At 63.4% G+C, this 18,015-nt stretch carries 14 protein-coding genes and 1 tRNA gene; 1 reads left to right on the top strand and 14 read right to left on the bottom strand.

Annotated elements, in window-relative coordinates; all coding sequences use genetic code 11:
* Positions 1 to 8: 8 nt before the first annotated feature.
* From M653_RS0114960 to M653_RS0114940, 5 genes are all read right to left on the bottom strand, one after another.
* Positions 9 to 1,631 carry a dipeptide ABC transporter ATP-binding protein gene (locus M653_RS0114960; protein ID WP_027144080.1) on the bottom strand — a complete coding sequence of 541 codons (1,623 nt, stop codon included), beginning with the start codon at positions 1,629 to 1,631 and terminating at the stop codon, positions 9 to 11.
* Positions 1,628 to 2,497 carry an ABC transporter permease gene (locus tag M653_RS0114955; protein WP_027144079.1) on the bottom strand — a complete coding sequence of 290 codons (870 nt, stop codon included), beginning with the start codon at positions 2,495 to 2,497 and terminating at the stop codon, positions 1,628 to 1,630. The genes M653_RS0114960 and M653_RS0114955 overlap by 4 nt, the downstream gene beginning before the upstream one ends.
* On the bottom strand, positions 2,494 to 3,441 hold the full coding sequence (locus M653_RS0114950) for an ABC transporter permease (RefSeq protein WP_027144078.1): 948 nt from the start codon (positions 3,439 to 3,441) through the stop codon (positions 2,494 to 2,496). Before M653_RS0114950 ends, M653_RS0114955 begins: the two co-directional genes overlap by 4 nt.
* 205 nt (positions 3,442 to 3,646) lie before the next feature.
* Complete coding sequence (locus M653_RS0114945; protein WP_027144077.1) at positions 3,647 to 5,125, bottom strand: ABC transporter substrate-binding protein; 1,479 nt, start codon at positions 5,123 to 5,125, stop codon at positions 3,647 to 3,649.
* A 161-nt stretch (positions 5,126 to 5,286) separates the two neighbouring features.
* Positions 5,287 to 6,567 (bottom strand): acetylornithine deacetylase/succinyl-diaminopimelate desuccinylase family protein, encoded by a 1,281-nt coding sequence (locus M653_RS0114940; protein WP_027144076.1) that lies wholly within the window; start codon positions 6,565 to 6,567, stop codon positions 5,287 to 5,289.
* 216 nt (positions 6,568 to 6,783) lie between these two features.
* Between M653_RS0114940 and M653_RS0114935 the strand changes: the two genes are divergently transcribed.
* Positions 6,784 to 7,212 (top strand): L,D-transpeptidase, encoded by a 429-nt coding sequence (locus tag M653_RS0114935; protein WP_027144075.1) that lies wholly within the window; start codon positions 6,784 to 6,786, stop codon positions 7,210 to 7,212.
* A 70-nt stretch (positions 7,213 to 7,282) separates the two neighbouring features.
* On the opposite strand, the gene M653_RS0114930 is transcribed toward M653_RS0114935, so the two are convergent.
* The 9 genes from M653_RS0114930 to M653_RS0114885 form a co-directional block, all read right to left on the bottom strand.
* On the bottom strand, positions 7,283 to 8,266 hold the full coding sequence (locus tag M653_RS0114930; RefSeq protein WP_027144074.1) for a lipid A biosynthesis lauroyl acyltransferase: 984 nt from the start codon (positions 8,264 to 8,266) through the stop codon (positions 7,283 to 7,285).
* A gap of 13 nt (positions 8,267 to 8,279) precedes the next feature.
* Positions 8,280 to 9,308, bottom strand: a complete 1,029-nt coding sequence (locus tag M653_RS0114925; protein ID WP_027144073.1) for a zinc-binding dehydrogenase — start codon at positions 9,306 to 9,308, stop codon at positions 8,280 to 8,282.
* A 36-nt stretch (positions 9,309 to 9,344) separates the two neighbouring features.
* A complete protein-coding gene (locus M653_RS0114920; protein ID WP_027144072.1) occupies positions 9,345 to 10,616 on the bottom strand; it encodes a beta-ketoacyl-ACP synthase in 1,272 nt (423 codons plus the stop codon).
* Positions 10,617 to 10,661: 45 nt separating this feature from the next.
* Complete coding sequence (locus M653_RS0114915; RefSeq protein ID WP_027144071.1) at positions 10,662 to 11,852, bottom strand: beta-ketoacyl-ACP synthase; 1,191 nt, start codon at positions 11,850 to 11,852, stop codon at positions 10,662 to 10,664.
* Between the two features lie 55 nt (positions 11,853 to 11,907).
* Positions 11,908 to 12,201: an acyl carrier protein gene (locus M653_RS0114910; protein WP_027029416.1), complete on the bottom strand. Its 294-nt coding sequence runs from the start codon at positions 12,199 to 12,201 to the stop codon at positions 11,908 to 11,910.
* A gap of 174 nt (positions 12,202 to 12,375) precedes the next feature.
* Positions 12,376 to 13,521 (bottom strand): slipin family protein, encoded by a 1,146-nt coding sequence (locus M653_RS0114905; protein ID WP_027144070.1) that lies wholly within the window; start codon positions 13,519 to 13,521, stop codon positions 12,376 to 12,378.
* 356 nt (positions 13,522 to 13,877) lie between these two features.
* Positions 13,878 to 13,947: transfer RNA gene (locus M653_RS0114900), tRNA-Met, on the bottom strand.
* Positions 13,948 to 14,252: 305 nt separating this feature from the next.
* On the bottom strand, positions 14,253 to 14,801 hold the full coding sequence (locus tag M653_RS0114890; protein ID WP_027144069.1) for a histidine phosphatase family protein: 549 nt from the start codon (positions 14,799 to 14,801) through the stop codon (positions 14,253 to 14,255).
* A 100-nt stretch (positions 14,802 to 14,901) separates the two neighbouring features.
* Positions 14,902 to 17,922: a caspase family protein gene (locus tag M653_RS0114885; protein ID WP_027144068.1), complete on the bottom strand. Its 3,021-nt coding sequence runs from the start codon at positions 17,920 to 17,922 to the stop codon at positions 14,902 to 14,904.
* Positions 17,923 to 18,015 lie beyond the last annotated feature (93 nt).

Here is an 18,015-nt window from a genome sequence, read left to right as displayed (position 1 = left end):
GACATGCATCAGCCCTGTTCCTGCATCCGTCGAGCGATCGCGCGATGCAAATCCGGGGCGGCTGTGACCAGCGCCCTTGCGGCTTCGGATTGCGGATGATCGAGCACTTCACTCGTTCTGCCGCGCTCGACGATCTTGCCGTCATGCATGACCAGCACTTCGTCCGTGATGGCGCGGGCGACGGTCAGGTCATGGGTGATGAAGAGATAGGCGATGCCGAGTTTCTGGTTGAGCCCGGCGAACAGGTCCAGGATCTGGGCGCGGATCGAGACATCGAGTGCCGAGACCGGCTCGTCGGCGACCACCAGTTTCGGGCGGGTGATAATGGCGCGGGCGATCGACAGGCGCTGACGCTGGCCACCGGAAAATTCGTGCGGGTATTTGTCCATGTCGCGTTGGTCGAGGCCGACCTCGTGGAGCGCGTGCGCCACCATCTCGCGGCGTTCGGCCCGCGTCGGTTTTTTCTCCAGGACATGAAGCGGCTCGGCAACCAGTTTTTCGACCTTCTGGCGTGGATCGAAGGACCCGTAGGGATCCTGGAACACGACCTGCATATCGCGCCTGGCCGGCTTCAGCTCGGCTTCGCTCTTGCCGGTGATGGCTTCGCCGCGAAACCGGATCGCGCCCGAACCCGGCCGGTCCAGTGCCAGGATCATGCGGGCAAGGGTCGACTTGCCGCAACCGGAGCGGCCGACCAGCGCCACCGACTGGCCCGGCGCCATCGAGAGGGAGACGTCGTCGACGGCGCGAATCGCCGGCGCACGGCTGAACAGCGAGATGCGGCGGCCGGGGTAATCGCGGGTGACGCCTTCGACCTGGAGCAAGGGTTGGTCCGTCCCGACACGGTGAGGCTTGGCGCGTGCCGGAACATGCATCGAAGCCTGCGCCAGTTGGCGCGTATAGGGATGAAGCTGACCGGAGAGCGTGCGCGCCGTGTCGCCTGCTTCCATCACCTCGCCATGGCGCAGGATGGTGATGCGGTCGGCCATCTCGGTCACGACAGCGAGATCATGCGAGATCAGCAGCAGGCCCATGCGGTTCTCCACCACAAGGTCGCGCAGGAGGTCGAGGATCTGCGCCTGCAGCACCACGTCGAGCGCCGTCGTCGGCTCGTCGGCGATCAGCAGCTTTGGCTTCAGCGCGCAGGCGATGGCGACGACGACCCGCTGGCGCTGGCCGCCTGACAGTTCGTGGGGATAGCGCGACAGCGGGAACTTTGCCGAGGGCAGACCGACGCGGTCGAGTATTTTTCGCGCGCGCTCCTCGGCATCGGCACGGCTTGCCCTGGTGTGCCAGCGTATGCCTTCCGCGACCTGTTCGCCAATCGTCTTGACCGGATTGAGCGCTGTCATCGGTTCCTGGAACACCATGCCGATGTCATCGCCGCGCAGGGCGCACATCTGGTCCTCGGTTGCCGTCAGAATATCGATGCCGTCGAATGTGACGCGCCCGGTGGGGCGTGCGGCATGGGGCAGGAGCCGCATCACCGTCAGCGCGGTCATCGATTTGCCGGAGCCGGATTCGCCGACCAGCCCCATGACCTCGCCGGGCGCGACGGAGAGTTCCATTTCTTTCAGGATCTGCGTGTCGCCGATGGTCAGCGACAGATTGTCGATTTCGAGCAGGCTCATCGCTGCCGCCGCGATTTCGGGTCGAGAATGTCGGCGATGCCGTCGCCCAGGAGGTTCAGGCCGAGCACGGTGACGACGATCGCCATGCCGGGGAAGATCGCCATCCACGGCGCCACCACCATGCGCGTCTGGGCGTCGAACAGCATGCGGCCCCAACTCGGCATTGGCGGCTGCGCCCCGAGGCCGAGATAGGAAAGCCCGGCTTCGGCCAGGATACCCAGCGCGAACTGGATCGTGCCCTGCACCAGGAGCAGCGTGGCGATATTGGGCAGTACATGTTCGATCGATATCTGCGTGCTGCTCTTGCCGGCGGCGCGCGCGGCAAGGATGAATTCGCGCGGCCAGACGGCAAGCGCGCCGGCACGGGCGACGCGGGCAAAGACCGGAATGTTGAAGATGCCGATGGCGATGATGGCGTTGATGGCGCCCGGCCCGAAAATGGCTGTAATCATTATGGCCGACAGCAGCGCGGGGAAGGCGAAGACGAGGTCGTTTACACGCATCAGCGCCTCGTCGGCGAGGCCGCCGCGCGCCGCGGCGAAGGCGCCGAGCGGCACGCCGGCCCCCATGCCAATCCCGACGGCAACCAGCGCCACGGCAATCGAATTGCGCGCGCCGACCATGATCATCGACAGGATGTCGCGGCCGAAATGGTCGGTGCCGAACCAATGCGCCAGCGAGGGGCCTTGCGTCTTGTCGGCTATGACCAGCTTCGTCACATCGTAAGGTGTCCAGACATAGGAGACGATGGCCATCGCAAGGATCAGCACCGTGATGACTAAGCCGGCGACGAATGCCGCGTTTCCAAATGCCTTGGCCAGAATGCTGCGGAACGTCTCTTCGGGGATGTCGATGCGCAGCGTCATTGCCGGGTCCTCAGGCGAGGATCGACCACCGCATAGGAAAGGTCGACGACGAGGTTGACGGCAATGACGGCAGCGACCAGCAGCATGACCACGCTTTCGACGACGATCAGGTCGCGCTGGGTGATCGCCTGGAACACCAGCCGGCCGAGACCGGGCAAATAGAAGACATTCTCGATGATGATGGTACCGGCGAGCAGGAAGGCGAATTGCAGGCCAAGAATGGTCAGCACCGGGATCATGGCGTTGCGCAGCGCGTGCCGCCACAGCACGGCGCGATAGGGCAGGCCCTTGGCGCGGGCGGTGCGGATATAGTCCTCGTTCAGCACCTCGATCAGCGCCGAGCGGGTGACGCGCGCCAGGATCGCCGCTTGTGGCAGGGCAAGCGCTACCGCCGGCAACAGCAGCGATTTCAGCGCGGGCCAGGCGCCGGCTGCCCAACCGGGAAAACCACCGGCTGGGACCAGGCGCAGCCAGACGGCAAAGATATAGATCAGCATCAGCGCGAACCAGAAATTGGGGACGGCGACGCCAAGCTGCGCCACGCCCATTGAAATCGTGTCGCCGGCCCGTCCGCGCCGGCTGGCGGAATAAAGCCCGACCGGAATGGCGATGATGGTAGAGAGCGCCAGCGCGATCAGCGCCAGCGGCAGCGAGACGGCGAGCCGTTCACGCACGAGATCGATGACCGGCACCGAATAGGTATAGGAGCGGCCGAAATCGAGGCTGAGCAGGCCACCGGCCCAATGCAGGTAGCGCAGGACAAGTGGCGCGTTGAGACCCATCTGGTTGCGCAAGAGTTCGACCTGATCAGCGCTGGCATTCATACCCAGCATCAGCCGCGCAGGGTCGCCGGGGAGGACCTCCAGCACGGCGAACACCACCATCGAGGCGAGGACCAGCGTTGCGAAGGCGATGGCGAGGCGCTTGAGGAGGTAGGCTGTCATGGAAGGCGTGGGAGCGTGGCGTTCTTCCTTCTCCCCTTGTAGGAGAAGGTGGCCTCGCGAAGCGAGGTCGGATGAGGGGTGCTGGACGAATTGCAGGTTGAGTTTGTTCCAGCACCCCTCATCGGTCTTGGCGCTTTGCGCCAATCCACCTTCTCCCACAAGGGGAGAAGGGAAGTCCCGCGCAACCGCTGCCGCACCACAAGCCTCACTCGCTCCACTTCACCTTGGTGAGATCATTGGCCTGGATAGGCGCGTTTTCCCATAATCCCTGCAATTTGGCGTCCCAGACGCCGATCTTGGGCAGTTCGTAGAGGAAGCCGACCACGGCGTCGTCGGCCAGGATCTTCTGTGCCTCGCCAAGCAGTTCCTTGCGCTTGGCTTCGTCGGAGGTGAGGTTGAGGTCGGCGATTATCTTGTCGAAGGTCGGATTGTCGTAGTTGAAGTAGTAGTCCTTGCGCGAATAGATATCGATGTCGTTGGGTTCGGTGTGGGAGACGATGGTCAGGTCGTAGTCCTTCTTGGTGAACACCTGGTCCAGCCACTGCGCCCATTCGACCGGGATGATCTCGAGGTTGATGCCGACATCGCGAAGTTCCGAGGCGATGATCTCGCCGCCCAGCCGTGCATAGCTGGGCGGCGGCAGTTTCAGCGTCGCCTTGAAGCCGTTCTCCAGCCCGGCTTCCTTCAGCAACTCCTTGGCCTTGTCGATGTTGTGCGGATAGAGGCCGGTGAGGTCGACATAGTTCTTGTTGGCTGGCGACATGTGCGAGCCGATCGGCAGGCCAAGGCCGGCCGAGGCGCCGTCGATGATCGCCTTGCGGTCGAGCGCGTAGGAGATCGCCTGCCTGACCTGCAGCTTGTTGAAAGGCGGCTTCTTGTTGTTGATCGCCAGGATGGTCTCGCCCTCGGTCGAGCCGATCACCACCTTGAAACGCGGGTCGTCCTTGACCTGTGCCAGGCTGTCGGGATCGAAGAAGGGGAAGGCCTGGATGTCGCCGGACAGCAGCGCCGGCACATAGGCCGCAGCATCCGGCACGACACGGAACTCGACTTTGTCGAGGAACACCGGAGCGCCCCAGTAATGGTCGGCTTTCACCAGCGTGATCGACGATCCCTTGGCCCAGTTCTGGAACTTGAACGGGCCGGTGCCAACAGGTTTTTCCTTGTTGGTATCGGCGGATTTGGGGGACACCATCACCGCGTCGCCCCATCCCATATTGTAGAGGAAAGACCCTTGCGGGTTTTTCAGCGTGACCTTGACCGTTGCCGGATCGATGATCTCGACCTTATCGATGGCTGCGAACAGGCCCTTCTGCGCATTGACCGAATTGTCGGCGCGGGCCCGGTCGAGCGAGAATTTCACGTCGTCGGCGCCGAAGTCAGCACCGTCGTGGAATTTGACGCCGGTGTGCAGCTTGAACGTATAGATCTTGCCGTCATCGGAAATTGTCCAGCTCTCGGCCAGATCCGGCAGAACCTCGCCATTGGGGCCGATCCGGGTCAGACCCTCGAAGACATTGGCGTAGAGCACCTCCTTGATCGCCGCCGCGGCACCCGCGGTCGGATCGAGATGCGGCGGTTCGAGCGGAATGCCGATGACCAGGTCGGTCCGGGCCGCAAAGGCCTGACTTCCAGCGGCCAGCGCAAGGACCGCCGCGGCCAGAATGGTTTTCCACAGTCTCATCGTGCAACTCCCCATGCGTTCAGGACACGTGCTCAAACCGGGCGATAGAAGCGTGATTTCGCGCGGGAGTAAATTACGTTTCGTGCTGCCGGGCAGGATGGCCGGGAATGTTTTTGCCGTGCCAGCCCTGTCGGCAAGTTGAAGCTTGTCGCGATGCTGGGTTATTCCGTGGCAGCGCCACGCAGCAGCACGTTGAGCCCGATCGCCATCACCTTGGCTGATTCCACCATGTCCGATACGCCGACCCACTCGTCCGGCCGGTGGGCAAGATCGAGAATGCCGGGTCCGTAGGCGATGCAGTCATAGATGTGGCCGATGCGGGCAATGTGCTTCTGGTCATAGGTGCCGGGCGAAATGACGTAGTCGGGCTCGCGGTCGAAGATCGCATGAATGCCTTGCGCCACCGCCTTGACCACGGGCGCGTCGCGCTCGGTCATCAGCGGCAGTACTTCCATCAGGTCGCGGATTTCATAATCGAACTTTTCGCGCTCGCGCTTCAGTCGGTCGAGGATGCCGGTCACTTCGGCTTTGACCGTGGCGAGATCCTCCTCCAGCAGGAAGCGGCGGTCGATGGTCAGCCGGCAGGAATCGGGCACGTTGGGCGAGGGCAGGCCGGGCCGGAAATCCTCGGTCTGGCCGCCATGGATGGAATTGATGTTCATGGTCGAGCGCCTGGCGCCTTCCGGCACCACCGGCATGCGCGTGGTCTTGCGGTCGAGCGCCGGAAACAACTCGTCCTCGAAGGCCCGCAGGACGGCGCCCATGTGGCGCACCGCATTGTCGCCGAGAAACGGCATCGAACCGTGCGCGATCTCCCCCTTGGTCTCGATCTCTGCCCACCAGACGCCGCGATGGCCAAGGCAGATGCGGTCCTTGTTCAACGGTTCGGGGATGATGACGTGGTCGACCTTGGGTTTCGAGAAATAGCCGAGCCTGGCCAGATGGGCGACGCCGCCGAAGCCGCCGGACTCCTCGTCGACCGTGCCCGAGATCTCGATGGCGCCGGGAAAGTCGGGGAAGACTTCCATGAAGGCTTCGACAGCGATGATGGAGGCGGCGAGGCCGCCCTTCATGTCGCAGGCGCCGCGGCCATAGACCTTGCCGTCCCTGATGACGCCGGCAAAGGGATCCACGGTCCAGCCCTCGCCGGCCTCAACCACGTCTATATGCGAATTGAAGTGGACGCAGGCGCCGGGTGACCGGCCGTCGAAACGGGCAACGACATTGACGCGCGGATAGCGATCGGTGTCGCCGGGCGTGCCTTCGGCGCGGATGAACTCGGTCTCAAAGCCGCGCTTCCTTAGCCGCGCACCGATATAGTCGGCGCATGGCCTGTAGGCTTCGCCGGGTGGATTGACGGTTGGAAAACGGATCAGGTCGACGGTCAACGCCACCAGCTCGTCGCGCCTGATATCGATTGCCTTGAGGAGTCGCTCGTTCATGCCGCGATTTGAGCAGCGATCGCCGTGGTTTTGCAAGCCTGTCGATCAGACCGTGCAGCGTGTCCCTGCGGCAACTATCGCGGGAAATCGTTCAAATTAGCTGCTTTGGATTGGCGAATTGATCAAGGACTGTGTGTTATCCGTTCACCGCCATTAAAAAGGTGAAAAAGAACGTGATGGCGGGCAGGCAAGGGGCAATCAAAGGGGTTTGATCGCATGAAAATGTCATTTCTCAAGGCAGCAGTATTGGTTGTTGCGCTGTTTGGCGCATCGGTCGCAAGTGAGGCGGCCACATTGGTGGCGAATATCGACGTGTCGTCGCAGACAATGACGGTCCGCTATGGCGCTTCGGTCTATCGGTGGGCCGTGTCGACCGCTCGGCCAGGCTATTTCACGCCACGCGGCACCTACCGGCCGCAACGCACGGCGCGGATGTGGTATTCGCGCAAATACGAAATGTCGCCGATGCCTTATTCCGTATTCTTCCACGGCGGCTATGCCATCCATGGAACAGGCGCCGTCAGGCAGCTCGGCCGCCCGGCTTCGCATGGCTGCGTGAGGCTGCATACGGCAAATGCCGCAACCTTCTATTCGATGGTGCGCGAGGTCGGATTCGGCAATACGCGCATTGTCGTCACCAATTAGGCAATTGGCGGTTCACTGATATTGGCTTTGTCTGCTGGCGGAGGAACTCACGTTCCCGCCAGCGGCTTGCTCAGGTGTTTGAGGCGGAAGCCGGCTTGGTGCGCGTTTTTCGCCGCCAGTTGCTGATCTCCCACCTTTTGTGGAACCACATCCACTGGCCGGGATCCTCGCGCACCCAGCGCTCGACGACGTCGTTCAGCATCTGAGTGGTGGCGTGGACGTCGACGCTGCCGTCGGCGGTGCGCGGCAAGACCAGCTTGTCCTCGATCTCGAGCCGGAAGCGGTTGCCTGGCAACCTGACGCAACGCGCCGGATAGACATCGCAGTCATAGTGACGGGCAAGGGTGCCGAGCACGCGGTTGCTCTGGCAGGGACGGCCGAAGAAGGTCGTGTCCAGGCCGTTGGAGAATTTCTGGTCGACGAGAACGCCGATATTGCCGCCATTCTCCAAGACTCCCGCCAGCGCGAACGAGGCGCCAGCCATCGAAGGCAGCAAGCCTCCCATGGTCGATCGCCTTGTCGAAAGGATGTAGTCGGCTAGGTAGGGGTTGTTGGGCGGCCGAAACAGCGCCGTGATGTTCATGCCGAAGGTCGCCGCCGCCACCGGCAGCAGCTCGAAATTGCCGAGATGGCCGGTGAAGACGATGTGCGGCTGCTTCTCGGCCGCGATCTCGACGAAATGCTCTGTTCCCTTGACCTCGACCCGACCCGGCTTGCCGGCGGCGGGGTCATAGTCGAACAGGGCGTCCAAAAAGATGTATTCGGCGGCAAGGCGGGCCATGTTGCCCCACATGTCGGAGGCGATGGCCTGGATTTCGCCATCACTCTTTTCCGGATAGGCCTTGCGCAGATTGTCGATGGCGACCTGGTGGCGTCCGACCCTTGGGCCGATGAGGCGAGCCGTGCGGTCGGCAAAATTCAGCGCGCTGTCGACCGGCAGCAGGCGCAGCAGCGACATGATGATCATCGCCGCGCGCGCGACAAGCCAGTAATTCATCTGGCGCAGTTGTCTGCCATAGCGAAATGTCAGATCGCGGCGAAGCTTCTTGAGCACGGAAATCGAGGCTCTAGGCGACGCGCAGGATGATCTTGCCGAAGACGTCGCGGCCTTCCATGCGCTTCAGCGCGGCATCGATGTCGTCGAAGCCGACCTCGGTGTCGATGATCGGCGCGACCTGCCCAGCGGCCATCTTCTGCATGGCGTTGGCCATGTTCTCCATGCGGCAACCGAAGGATCCGAGCAGTTTCAATTGCTGCTGGAAGAGCTGCATCAGGTTGATCTGCGTCGACACGCCCGAGGTCGAGCCGCAGGTCACCAGACGGCCACCGCGCTTCAGGCAAAGCATCGAGCCGGCAAAGGTGTCGGTGCCGACATGCTCGAACACGACGTCGACGCCCTTCTTCTTTGTCAGCTTGCGCACGACGCCTTCGAAGCGGTCGTCGCGGTAGTTGATGACGTGGTCGGCGCCGAGCGCCTTGGCCTTGTCGATCTTGTCGTTCGAGCCGACCGTGGTGATGATCGTGCAGCCCATCCGCTTGGCCAACTGGATAGCCGCCGAACCGATGCCCGATCCGCCGGCATGGACAAGGATCGTCTCGCCGGGCTGCAGCCTGGCATTGTCGAACAGCATGTGCTCGACGGTGCCGAAAGTAACGGGTGCTACCGCGGCCCCGATGTCGGTCACGCCGGGCGGGGCGAGAACCAGAAGGCGCGCCGGCAGGTTGATCTTCTCCTGCGCGAAGCCGTCGAGATGGAAGCCGTGAACGCCCGAAACATGTTCGCACAGATTGTCGCGGCCTTCGCGGCAGGCGCGGCAGAGGCCGCAGGTGCGCGCGCCGTAGATCGACACCAATTGTCCGGGAAGCAGGCTGGAAACGCCGGGACCGACCGTCTCAACCTCGCCGGAAGCCTCGGCGCCGACGACCAGCGGCAGCTTGCGCTTGGCGAAGGCCATGCCACGCCAGCCCCAGACGTCGATATGGTTCAGCGCCACTGCCTTGATGCGCAGCGTGACTTCGCCAAGCGCGGGGGGTGGCGGGGGTGGCAGGTCCACCGTTTCAAGGCGGCGGTCCTCGATAAGTTGCAGTGCGCGCATGGAGCCTGTCGGTTCTGTTAAGCGGAAAGGGCTCGCTTAGACCGGTTCCCGCGCCATGACAAGGCAAGTGTTCTGGCCGCCGAAGCCGAAGGAGTTCGACAGTACAGTGCGAACCTGCGCATCGCGCTTCTTGTTCGGCACGACGTCGAGCACGATCGCAGGGTCGGGATTGTCATAATTGATGGTCGGGGGAATGACGCTTTCGCGCATCGTCATCAGCGAAAACGCCGCTTCGACCGCGCCCGCCGCCGACAGTGTGTGGCCGATCATCGACTTGTTGGACGAGATCGGCATAGAGCCGATGCGCTCGCCAAACACCGTCGACAGCGACAGGTGCTCCATCTTGTCGTTTTCCGGCGTCGAGGTGCCGTGGGCGTTGACATAGTCGATCTCGTCTTCGCCGAGGCCCGCATCGGCAAGTGCGGCCCGGACAGCGGCAATCGCCGGCGAACCGTCCGGCTTGGAGCGGGTGCGGTGGAAATCGTCGGCCTTTTCGCCACAGCCGCTGAGGATGCCAAGAACGGCGGCCCCACGGGCGAGCGCCGCCTCCAGCGATTCCAGCACCAGAGCGCCGGACCCCTCCGCCAATACAAAGCCGTCACGGTCCTTGGAAAACGGCTTGGAAGCCTTTTCCGGATTGTCGTTGTGAGTGGAAAGAGCCGACAGCAGCGAGAAGCGGATCAGCGCCTCGGCGGTTGCCGAACCGTCGGCGCCGATCGACAGGGCCCGGTCGCATTCGCCACGGCGGATCGCCTCGACGCCGAGCTGGATGGCGGTCGCGCCGGAAGCGCAAGCCGTCGAGAGCGTGATCGGCAGGCCGCGCGTGCCGAACCGGTCGGCGAGCCGGTCGGCGATCGAACCGAACTGGGTGGTTTCGAAAACATCAAGCTCCTTCAGGCCGCGCGCGACACGCAGCAGCCTTTCGGCGCCGGAATCCTGCTTGTCGGAATTGTAGAGCGAAAAGCGGTCGTGCCAGTCGAGTTCTACCGGTGGCGAGGCGAGGAACAGAGGGCCGCCGAAATCACCGGAATTCAGGCCGGCTTCGCCAACGGCCTCCTGCGCCGCGGTTTCCGCCAGCTCGTAGGTGAGGAGGCTTGCTCCCTTGGAGCTCGACGGCAGAAAATCGACCATGCCGGAGATGCGCGTGTTGAGGTGATCGACCGGGAAACGGGTGATCGGGTGAATGCCCGACTTGCCCGAAGTCAGCGCTGCCCAATTATCTGATTTGCCGACGCCGAGCGAGGTCACCACCCCGATGCCGGTGACGGCGACAACGGGCCTGCCCATGTGATCTCTGAACTTGGCCATCCGGGAGCCCCTCTTATCTCTGCGGCATGATCGCGAAACGCCGCCTCAGGCGGTGTTGACCAGCGCCATGCCCTCGAATTGGTGATAGCCGATCGCCGTTGCAAGGACGCGCGCGGGAATGCCTTCGAATGGCTTTTCGGCCGTAGCGTCAAAAACAGGGTAGGCGGCCTTGCGGTCGACAGCCAATGCCGCCAGCGCCACGGCGAAGGGGAACTGTGCTTCCTTCATATGCCCGGTCAGCGTCGAAAAACCGCGCGTGGCGATTGCCGGATCGGCATCGAGCGCTGATTTCTCGGCAATGGTTGCCCCATGTGCGCCGGACGCGCCAGACATGGCGAGCAGCTTGCCGTTCGGCGGCGCCGCCTGTTTAAGCAGGAGAGCGATCTCGGCGTCGAGTTCTCCGCGCGACCGCCTGGCACGGCCGGACACGATTTGTCCGAGTTCAGCGTAAATCTTGCGCCCGCGGCTTGCCGCGTGTTCGCGCTGCTCAAGCACCAGGAAGGCCCCGCCGGAACCTGACACCACGCCGCCGCCCTCGGCGCCCTGCCTTTGCCAGACAGGCTTCCACGGGCCGCGATGCAGATAACCGGCCAGCTCATAGCCGAGCAGCATGTCGGAATGTTCGGTCTGGAAGGCGCCGCCGACCAGGATGTGCGTCGACTGGCCGGAGCGGATGCGCGCGGCCGCGGTCTCGACGGCGGCGACGCCGGCGCCTTCCTCGCCCATGAAGGTGCGCGACGAGCCCGTCACCTTGTGGACGATGGAGATGTTGCCTGCGAGCAGATTGGAGAGCTGCGCCAGGAACAGAGTTGGGCGCAGCTCGGTGGTCAGCTTCTCGTTGAGCAGCACGTCGCGGTCGTTGCGGTTTTCCGAAGCGGCGAGAATGTCTGCGTCGACCGCTTCGTCGCGCTCGCCGCCGCCGGCTGCCACGACCATGTCCATGGTGGTGCACAGCTCGTCATGGCCCTTGATGCCGGCATCGTCCAGGGCGAGGCCCGCGGCATAGGTGCCGAGCCTCTGCCATGTCTCCATCTGCCGCTGGTCGCCGCGCTTGGCGATCTGAAGGTTCCAGTCGATCTCGGGCAGCGGATGGACGGTGTAGGGTGCAAAGCGCGCGGCTTCGAGCACCGGCTCCCGGCCGGGTTGCGCCAGCTTCTGCCAATGGGCGTCAGGACCTTCCCCCAGCGAGGAAACAAGGCCGATACCTGTGATGACGACGTCGTGTGGGCTGCTCATGGGCGGCTTTGTGGGTCAGGCGGCGGAGCGCGTCAAGTCACGCGCCCTGATGACCTCAGGCGGTCTTGGCGGCAACCAGCGCGTCGATCTTGGCGCACAGGTTCTTCATGACGAAGTAATCGTCGGTCGAAGCCTTGCCGTCATTGACTTCCTGGGTCCACTTTTCCAGCGGCACCTTGATGCCGAATTCCTTGTCGATGGCGAAGACGATGTCGAGGAAGTCGAGGCTGTCGATACCGAGGTCGTCAATGGTGTGGCTCTCGGGCGTGATGGTGTCGATATCGATCTCGCTGGTATCGGCAATGATCTTGGCGACTTTGTCGAACGTGGTGGAGTTCGTGGTGGACAAGGGCTCTTCCTTCTTTGCGGGCGGAATCTGTCCGCATTCGTTTGGGCGCTGTCTAATCGGTTTTTTCCGGCAGGAAAAGGCCTGATAAGCCGGGCGCAGATGGGCAGGGCGCCCAGGAAACGCAAGAAGGGCCGCCGGTTGACCCGGCGGCCCTTCCATTGACGTAGCGTAAGCTCAGCTGTCGCGGAGCTTGACCAGGTCGTTCAGCAGCCCGCCCGTTCCGTTGTGGACAGTCAGCCGCTCGACCTTGCCGGCGATGGTTTCCAGAGCCTCGAGCTCCTTCAACCGCAGCATCACCGGGTTTTCCGCCATCACCCTGGCAATGTTGAGCAGGGAACGCGTGGCGTTCGTCTCCTCGCGCCGGCGGATGACGTTGGCCTCGGCCTGCTTTTCGGCCGAAACCACCTGGTTGAGGATCTCGCGCATCTCGCCCGGCAGGATGACATCCTTGAGCGCGATATCGCTGACCTCGACCCCGATCTCGGCCATGTCGGCCCGGACCTTGGCCGCCGCCTCTTCGTCGACCGTCACCTTCTTTTCAAGGATCTGGTCGAGGGTGAGCGCGCCCAACGTCTTGCGGAAGGCGTACTGCAGGGCGCGGTAGAGGGCCTCGGAGAAGTCCTTCACCGCGCTCACCGCCTTGACCGGATCGACGACCCGGTATTCGGCGGCGATGTTGACGCGGATCGTGACGCGATCCCTGGTCAGCACTTCCTGCCCGGCGACGTCGAGCGACTGGCGCTTGAGGTCGACAACCTTGATCTGCACCATCCGTCCGACGTTCCAGAAGCCGTGCACGCCAGCGGCAAGCGTCCGCACAAGGACACCGTCGATGAACAGCAGCCCGGCCTGGCCGTCGACAACCGGGTGAACCGACATCAATTCCGCCTTCCGAGCCTGGCCGAGCCGGCGCATGACCGCCGGATCGATGGCAAGATCGGCCGAGGTGTCGATCACCGTCACCTTCCAGGGTCCGGCATCGGTCCACAGCACCAGCTTGCGGTCCGGCGCCAGCACGGAATGGAGGTTGCCGTCACGCTCGATGACGGCGACTTCCGTGCGTCCGGTGCGGATGACGGTAAAATGACGCGCGGCCACGTCCGGGAGCTTGTCGAACAACGCCTTCTCATACGCCGAAACGAATTCCGGGTTCTTCAGATCGTGCCGGGACACCTCAAGGCTCTGGTTCCGGTTGGCGAGCCAGTGCTCACCCGGCAGCAGGACAGCCTTGATCTCCCCCTTGTGGAGGGTGAGGGCACGTTCGTTTTCCCTTACGAGGACGCGCTCGCGCCCAAGAACCTTGTCGAGAATAGTCGTCATTGTCTTACTCCTGTCGGGCATGGCCCCATGCGAGGCGTCACGTCATGCGTCGATCTTCCCTTCGTTTCTCGTTTCACTTCGAATTCCGGCACGAATGATCCGGGGACTGGTGGCATCAATCCGTGGCGGGCCCCCGGGAGCGGATCGCGGGGCAGCGAAGCGGGCGCCGGAGGCCAAAACCTCCCTTGCCGGCGACACTGCGCCTTGACCATCACCGCGAGCCTGGCCGCGAGCCGATGGCATCGGACCTTTCGATACGGCTTTGGCCCGAAGGCTTCGGCCGTCCGTCAGGTCTTCAGCATTCCAGTCCCCGGACCGTTTTCAGATAACACCTGGCAGGGTGCTGGCTTATCAGGCCAATGGAGAAGGAATCGAACCTTCGACAATCAGATTATGAGTCTGATGCTCTAACCAAACTGAGCTATCCGTGGTGCAGACGACGGGACTCGAACCCACAACCTCCGGATTAAGTCCGGCGCTCTCCCAATTGAGCTACATCCGCGATCCCAATCCCCAAAGCGGCGCCGTATACAGGGCGGCAAAGCCGCCTGCACGGGCGGAGACGAAAGCTCCAACCGTTGTGCTCGCTTCGGTTTTCGTGACCGGGAGCGCGCCTATAGCCCCTGCGACGGGTTGTCGCAAGCGGCATTGTCGCGGCCAAATCGCGGCTTCTTGCGGCGGTGGCATTTCGGCAACACTGGTTGCCGCGCCTGCGATCGGGAGTTGCGGTCTCAGAAGGTGACGCGGCCGAGTACGCGCAAGCCGTCGCCTTGCGGCTCGACCACCACTGCTTCGCCTTCGCGCGGCGACACGCCGGTCAGCGCCACGATGTTTTCGAGATGGGTGACCATGACCATATTGTCGGAACCGGTATAGGCGCGGATTTCCTTCATAACCGCCGCGATCTGCGCCGCCTTGTCCGCCGCATCGCTCTTCAAAAGGTCGAGGGGGGCAAAAAGCTCCGGCTCGGCCTCGAAGGCGGTGCGCGCCGTGTCGAGGCAGCGGCAATAACGGCTGGACAAAATGCGCTCGATGGGAGCCGCGCGGGCGGCAAACAGGGCGCCGATCTTGCTTGCCTGCTGCTTGCCGCGCGCCGACAGATTGACCTGGGTGGCGCAATTGCCGATGTCGAAATTGGCCGGGTCGGTGGTGCCGGTGACCATGGCGTGGCGCAGCAGCACGACATGGCCGCCGTCGCGCAGCAGCGCCCAGCCGGCGTCCGTCGCGTGCGCGGCGGCGGGGACGACAAGCAGGAACAACGCCAAGGCTAACCGGATCATCGCCACCCTTCCATGAGTCCGTATCGGGCTCCAACCATTCGCATATAGAGATTGGAACGCGGGCACAAAGACAAGCCGGGCGTAGGCCGCGTCTCAAGCCTCACTTTTTGGCGAGCTGCTGCTTCACCAGATCGATCTTCTGGTCGGTGAGCGGGATGGGGATTGTGTAGCCGGCTTCGGTAAAGCCCCGTTTGGCGTTCTCGAAGAACGCGATCGCCTTGAGGTATTCCGGCTTGCCGCCGCCATAGCTGGCGCGGTTCCAGTGGATGTCGCCAAGGTTGTTCTGTTCGAAGGCCCACTGCATGGGCTGACTTTCCCTGGTGAACACTTTCAGCGTCGCCGTGAAAGCCGCCTCGGCCTTATCGAGATATTTGCCGGTCCGTTCGATGTTGCCGAGGTTGAGGAGGCTCATACCGATACCGTTCTGGGCGTTGGCCCAGTCGACGGGTGCCGTCTCGATGGTCAGCACTTCGAGCGCCGCACGCCGCGCGGCGATCGAATCCTGCAAGGTCCTGGGGTCGGCATTGCTCATGCTCAACCAGTGCAGCGTCGAGCCGAGGCCAGCCTGGGTCAGCGCCCATTGCCGCGGGTTGGTCTCGCGTTTGTACTCGCGCAAGGCATCGCGGTAGGCGGCAATCGCCTCGCTATAGTGCTCGGGCTTGTCCGTCACGCCGCCAAGAAGCTGCAGCGTGTTGCCGAGATTGTAGTAGCTCATCGCCCAATCGAGCGGAAATTTCCGCCTGGCATAGACCTGGCGGGCCGCCTGGAATGCGGCGGCCGACTGCTCCAGCCTGGATGCGTCGCGGGTACGCTGGCCAAGCGTCTGGTAGATCGAGCCGAGATTGTTCTGCGCCGAAGCCCAATCCATCGGGAAGCGCTTCTTGGTGAACACCGTCAACGCATCGTCATAGGCTGCCGCCGCCTCTTCAAGCGTGCCGGTGCCCGTGTCGAAACGGGCGACGCCACTCAGCGCATTGCCGAGGTTGAGCCGGCTGGTGGCCCAGGAGACGGGGAATGTGTCGCGGGTTCGCACTTCGAGCGCGGCGCGAAAGGCGTCGACGGCCTCGTTGATCCTGGCCTTGTCGTTGAGCTGGATGCCGAGGGTCACAAGTGTGTTGCCGAGATTGTTCTCGACCATCGCCCATTCGACCGGCGTCTTCTGGCGTGTGTATTCCTCGAGCGCCAGCCGGTAGGCCGCTTCCGCCTGGGCCAGATGCTCGCCGCCGGGTTCACGTTCGGAGAGCGCATAGAGCGCGAGGCCAAGATTGTTTTGCGAGGAAGCCCAGTCGAGGGGAACCTTGTCGCGCGGGCGCTTTTCCAGCGTGGCACGCATCGCCGCCACCGCCTCGTTCAAGCGCTTCGGGTCGCTCTCGCGTTCGCCTATCTTCAACAGCACGTTGCCGAGATTGTTCTGGGCGGCGGCCCAGTTGAGATCGTCTTTCACACGTTCGAACACGGCAAGCGAATCGCGAAAGATCTGCGCGGCCTCTTCGAGATGCGCGGTCTCGGTCTCGCGCTCGCCGATGTTCTGCAGCACCACGGCCATGTTGTTGCGGGTGATGGCCCAGTCGCGGTTCTGTTCGCCATTGGGAATGAAGTTCAGGATGGCGCGATAAGCTTCGATCGCGTGCTGCAGAGCATCCAGGTCGCCGGTGGCGTAGCCATAGGAATTAAGTGCCTCCGCCTCCTGGTTCTTGTAGTTCCAGCGCAGTTTGTCATCCCATTTCTCGGCCAGCGAGAACGCCTTGGCGTAGTCGTTGGCGGCCGATTTGTAGTCGAAGACCAGCGCCGAGGCGTCGGCCCGCTTGGCGTAGATCGCGGCATCGGCGATGCGCTTCTGCTTGATCAATTCCTCAGCCTGGTCGACCGTGTCGTTGGTCTCCTCGACCCGCCCCACGGCATCATCGAGGAATTTTCGCGCCGTGGCGATCGCGCCCTGGCCGATGGCCTTGTCGGCGGAGGCGACCAGACGTTTGATTTCCGGGTCGTCGGTGCGCAACGCGGCGCGCTCGGACATCATCTTCTTCAGGCGCTCGGCCTGCCCGTCGAGCACTTTCCGCAGGTCGGTCGGATCTTCGGGGATCTTCTCGGTGCCGAGTGCCCGCAGCACGCCAAAGAGTGCGTCGAGCGGCACGCCCTCCTGCAGCGATGCCAGTTCCACCTGTGCCCGCTTGGGGTCCGGCAGATCGGAAATGGTCAGCAGCAACTGTCGCCGCTCACCGGTGATCAGCCCGTCATCGCCGGTCGGCTCCGGCGGAGCCACGCCGAAATAGAGCAGGCGGCGCAGGCTTTCGTTGACCCAGGGGCGCTGCTTCGCCTTGGTGTCGAGATAGACCTCTTCCGTGACCATGCGCATGACCGAGCCGAACTCGGTGCCTTTCATCGCCGCGAGGTGGCGCAGCAGGGCGGCCGCATAGGGGCTGTTTTCGCCAGCGGCGCCATCGAGCGCCGGACGGCCGGGTTCCGCGGCGAAGCCGATCACCGTGCCGAGGCTCGCATCGGCCGCCGGCGCGTTGCCGAGGGCCTTGGCGCCGCGCACCGGTTCCAGTCCCCCGGCGCCGATCGGCTCGGCCGAGGCGGTCGGCGCACGCCGCACCACGGCGCCTGATGGAAACGGATTGGTGCGGCAGGCATCGAGCAGGATGATCGTCACCGGCACGGTCTTCTTCAATTCGTCCATGACGGCGGAAATCGGCACCAATGCCTGATCGGCATCCTTGAGCGACGAGACATCGGCGTCGATCGGAACCAGATAATTCTCGCCACCAGCCTCGATGCCGTGACCCGAGTAGTAGATGAGGGCGACGTCGGCGCCCTCGGCATCCTCGACGAAGCGTTCGAGGTCGCGCCTCAGCTTGCTCGCATCGCGGTCGGTGACGTTGCGGGCGTCGAAACCGAGATCGGTCAACATCTTGGCCATGTCGCGGGCATCATTGGCCGGGTTGGGCAGGGCAGCGATGTGTTCGTATCTGGACTGGCCGACGATCAGCGCCACGCCCTTGAGGTCTTTTGCCTCGGCAGGCCGAAGCATCGACGCGGCAACGGAGACAAGCATGGCGACAAACAACGTCAGCCACGCACGCCGGAAAAGACGCAGTTTCGAGGTTTCGACAAAGGTCATTTGTCGTTCCGCCCTGATGATCCAAGCCCTCTATAACCCTGGCAGCCGACGATGATCAAATTCGGGCGCGATTGCGCCGCGACCGTGGCTCGC

This window comes from Mesorhizobium sp. WSM3626 (assembly GCF_000513935.1).
GTDB lineage: Bacteria > Pseudomonadota > Alphaproteobacteria > Rhizobiales > Rhizobiaceae > Mesorhizobium > Mesorhizobium salmacidum.
Note: the sequence above shows the minus strand (reverse complement) of the source record. Positions and strands in the feature narration are given on the sequence as shown.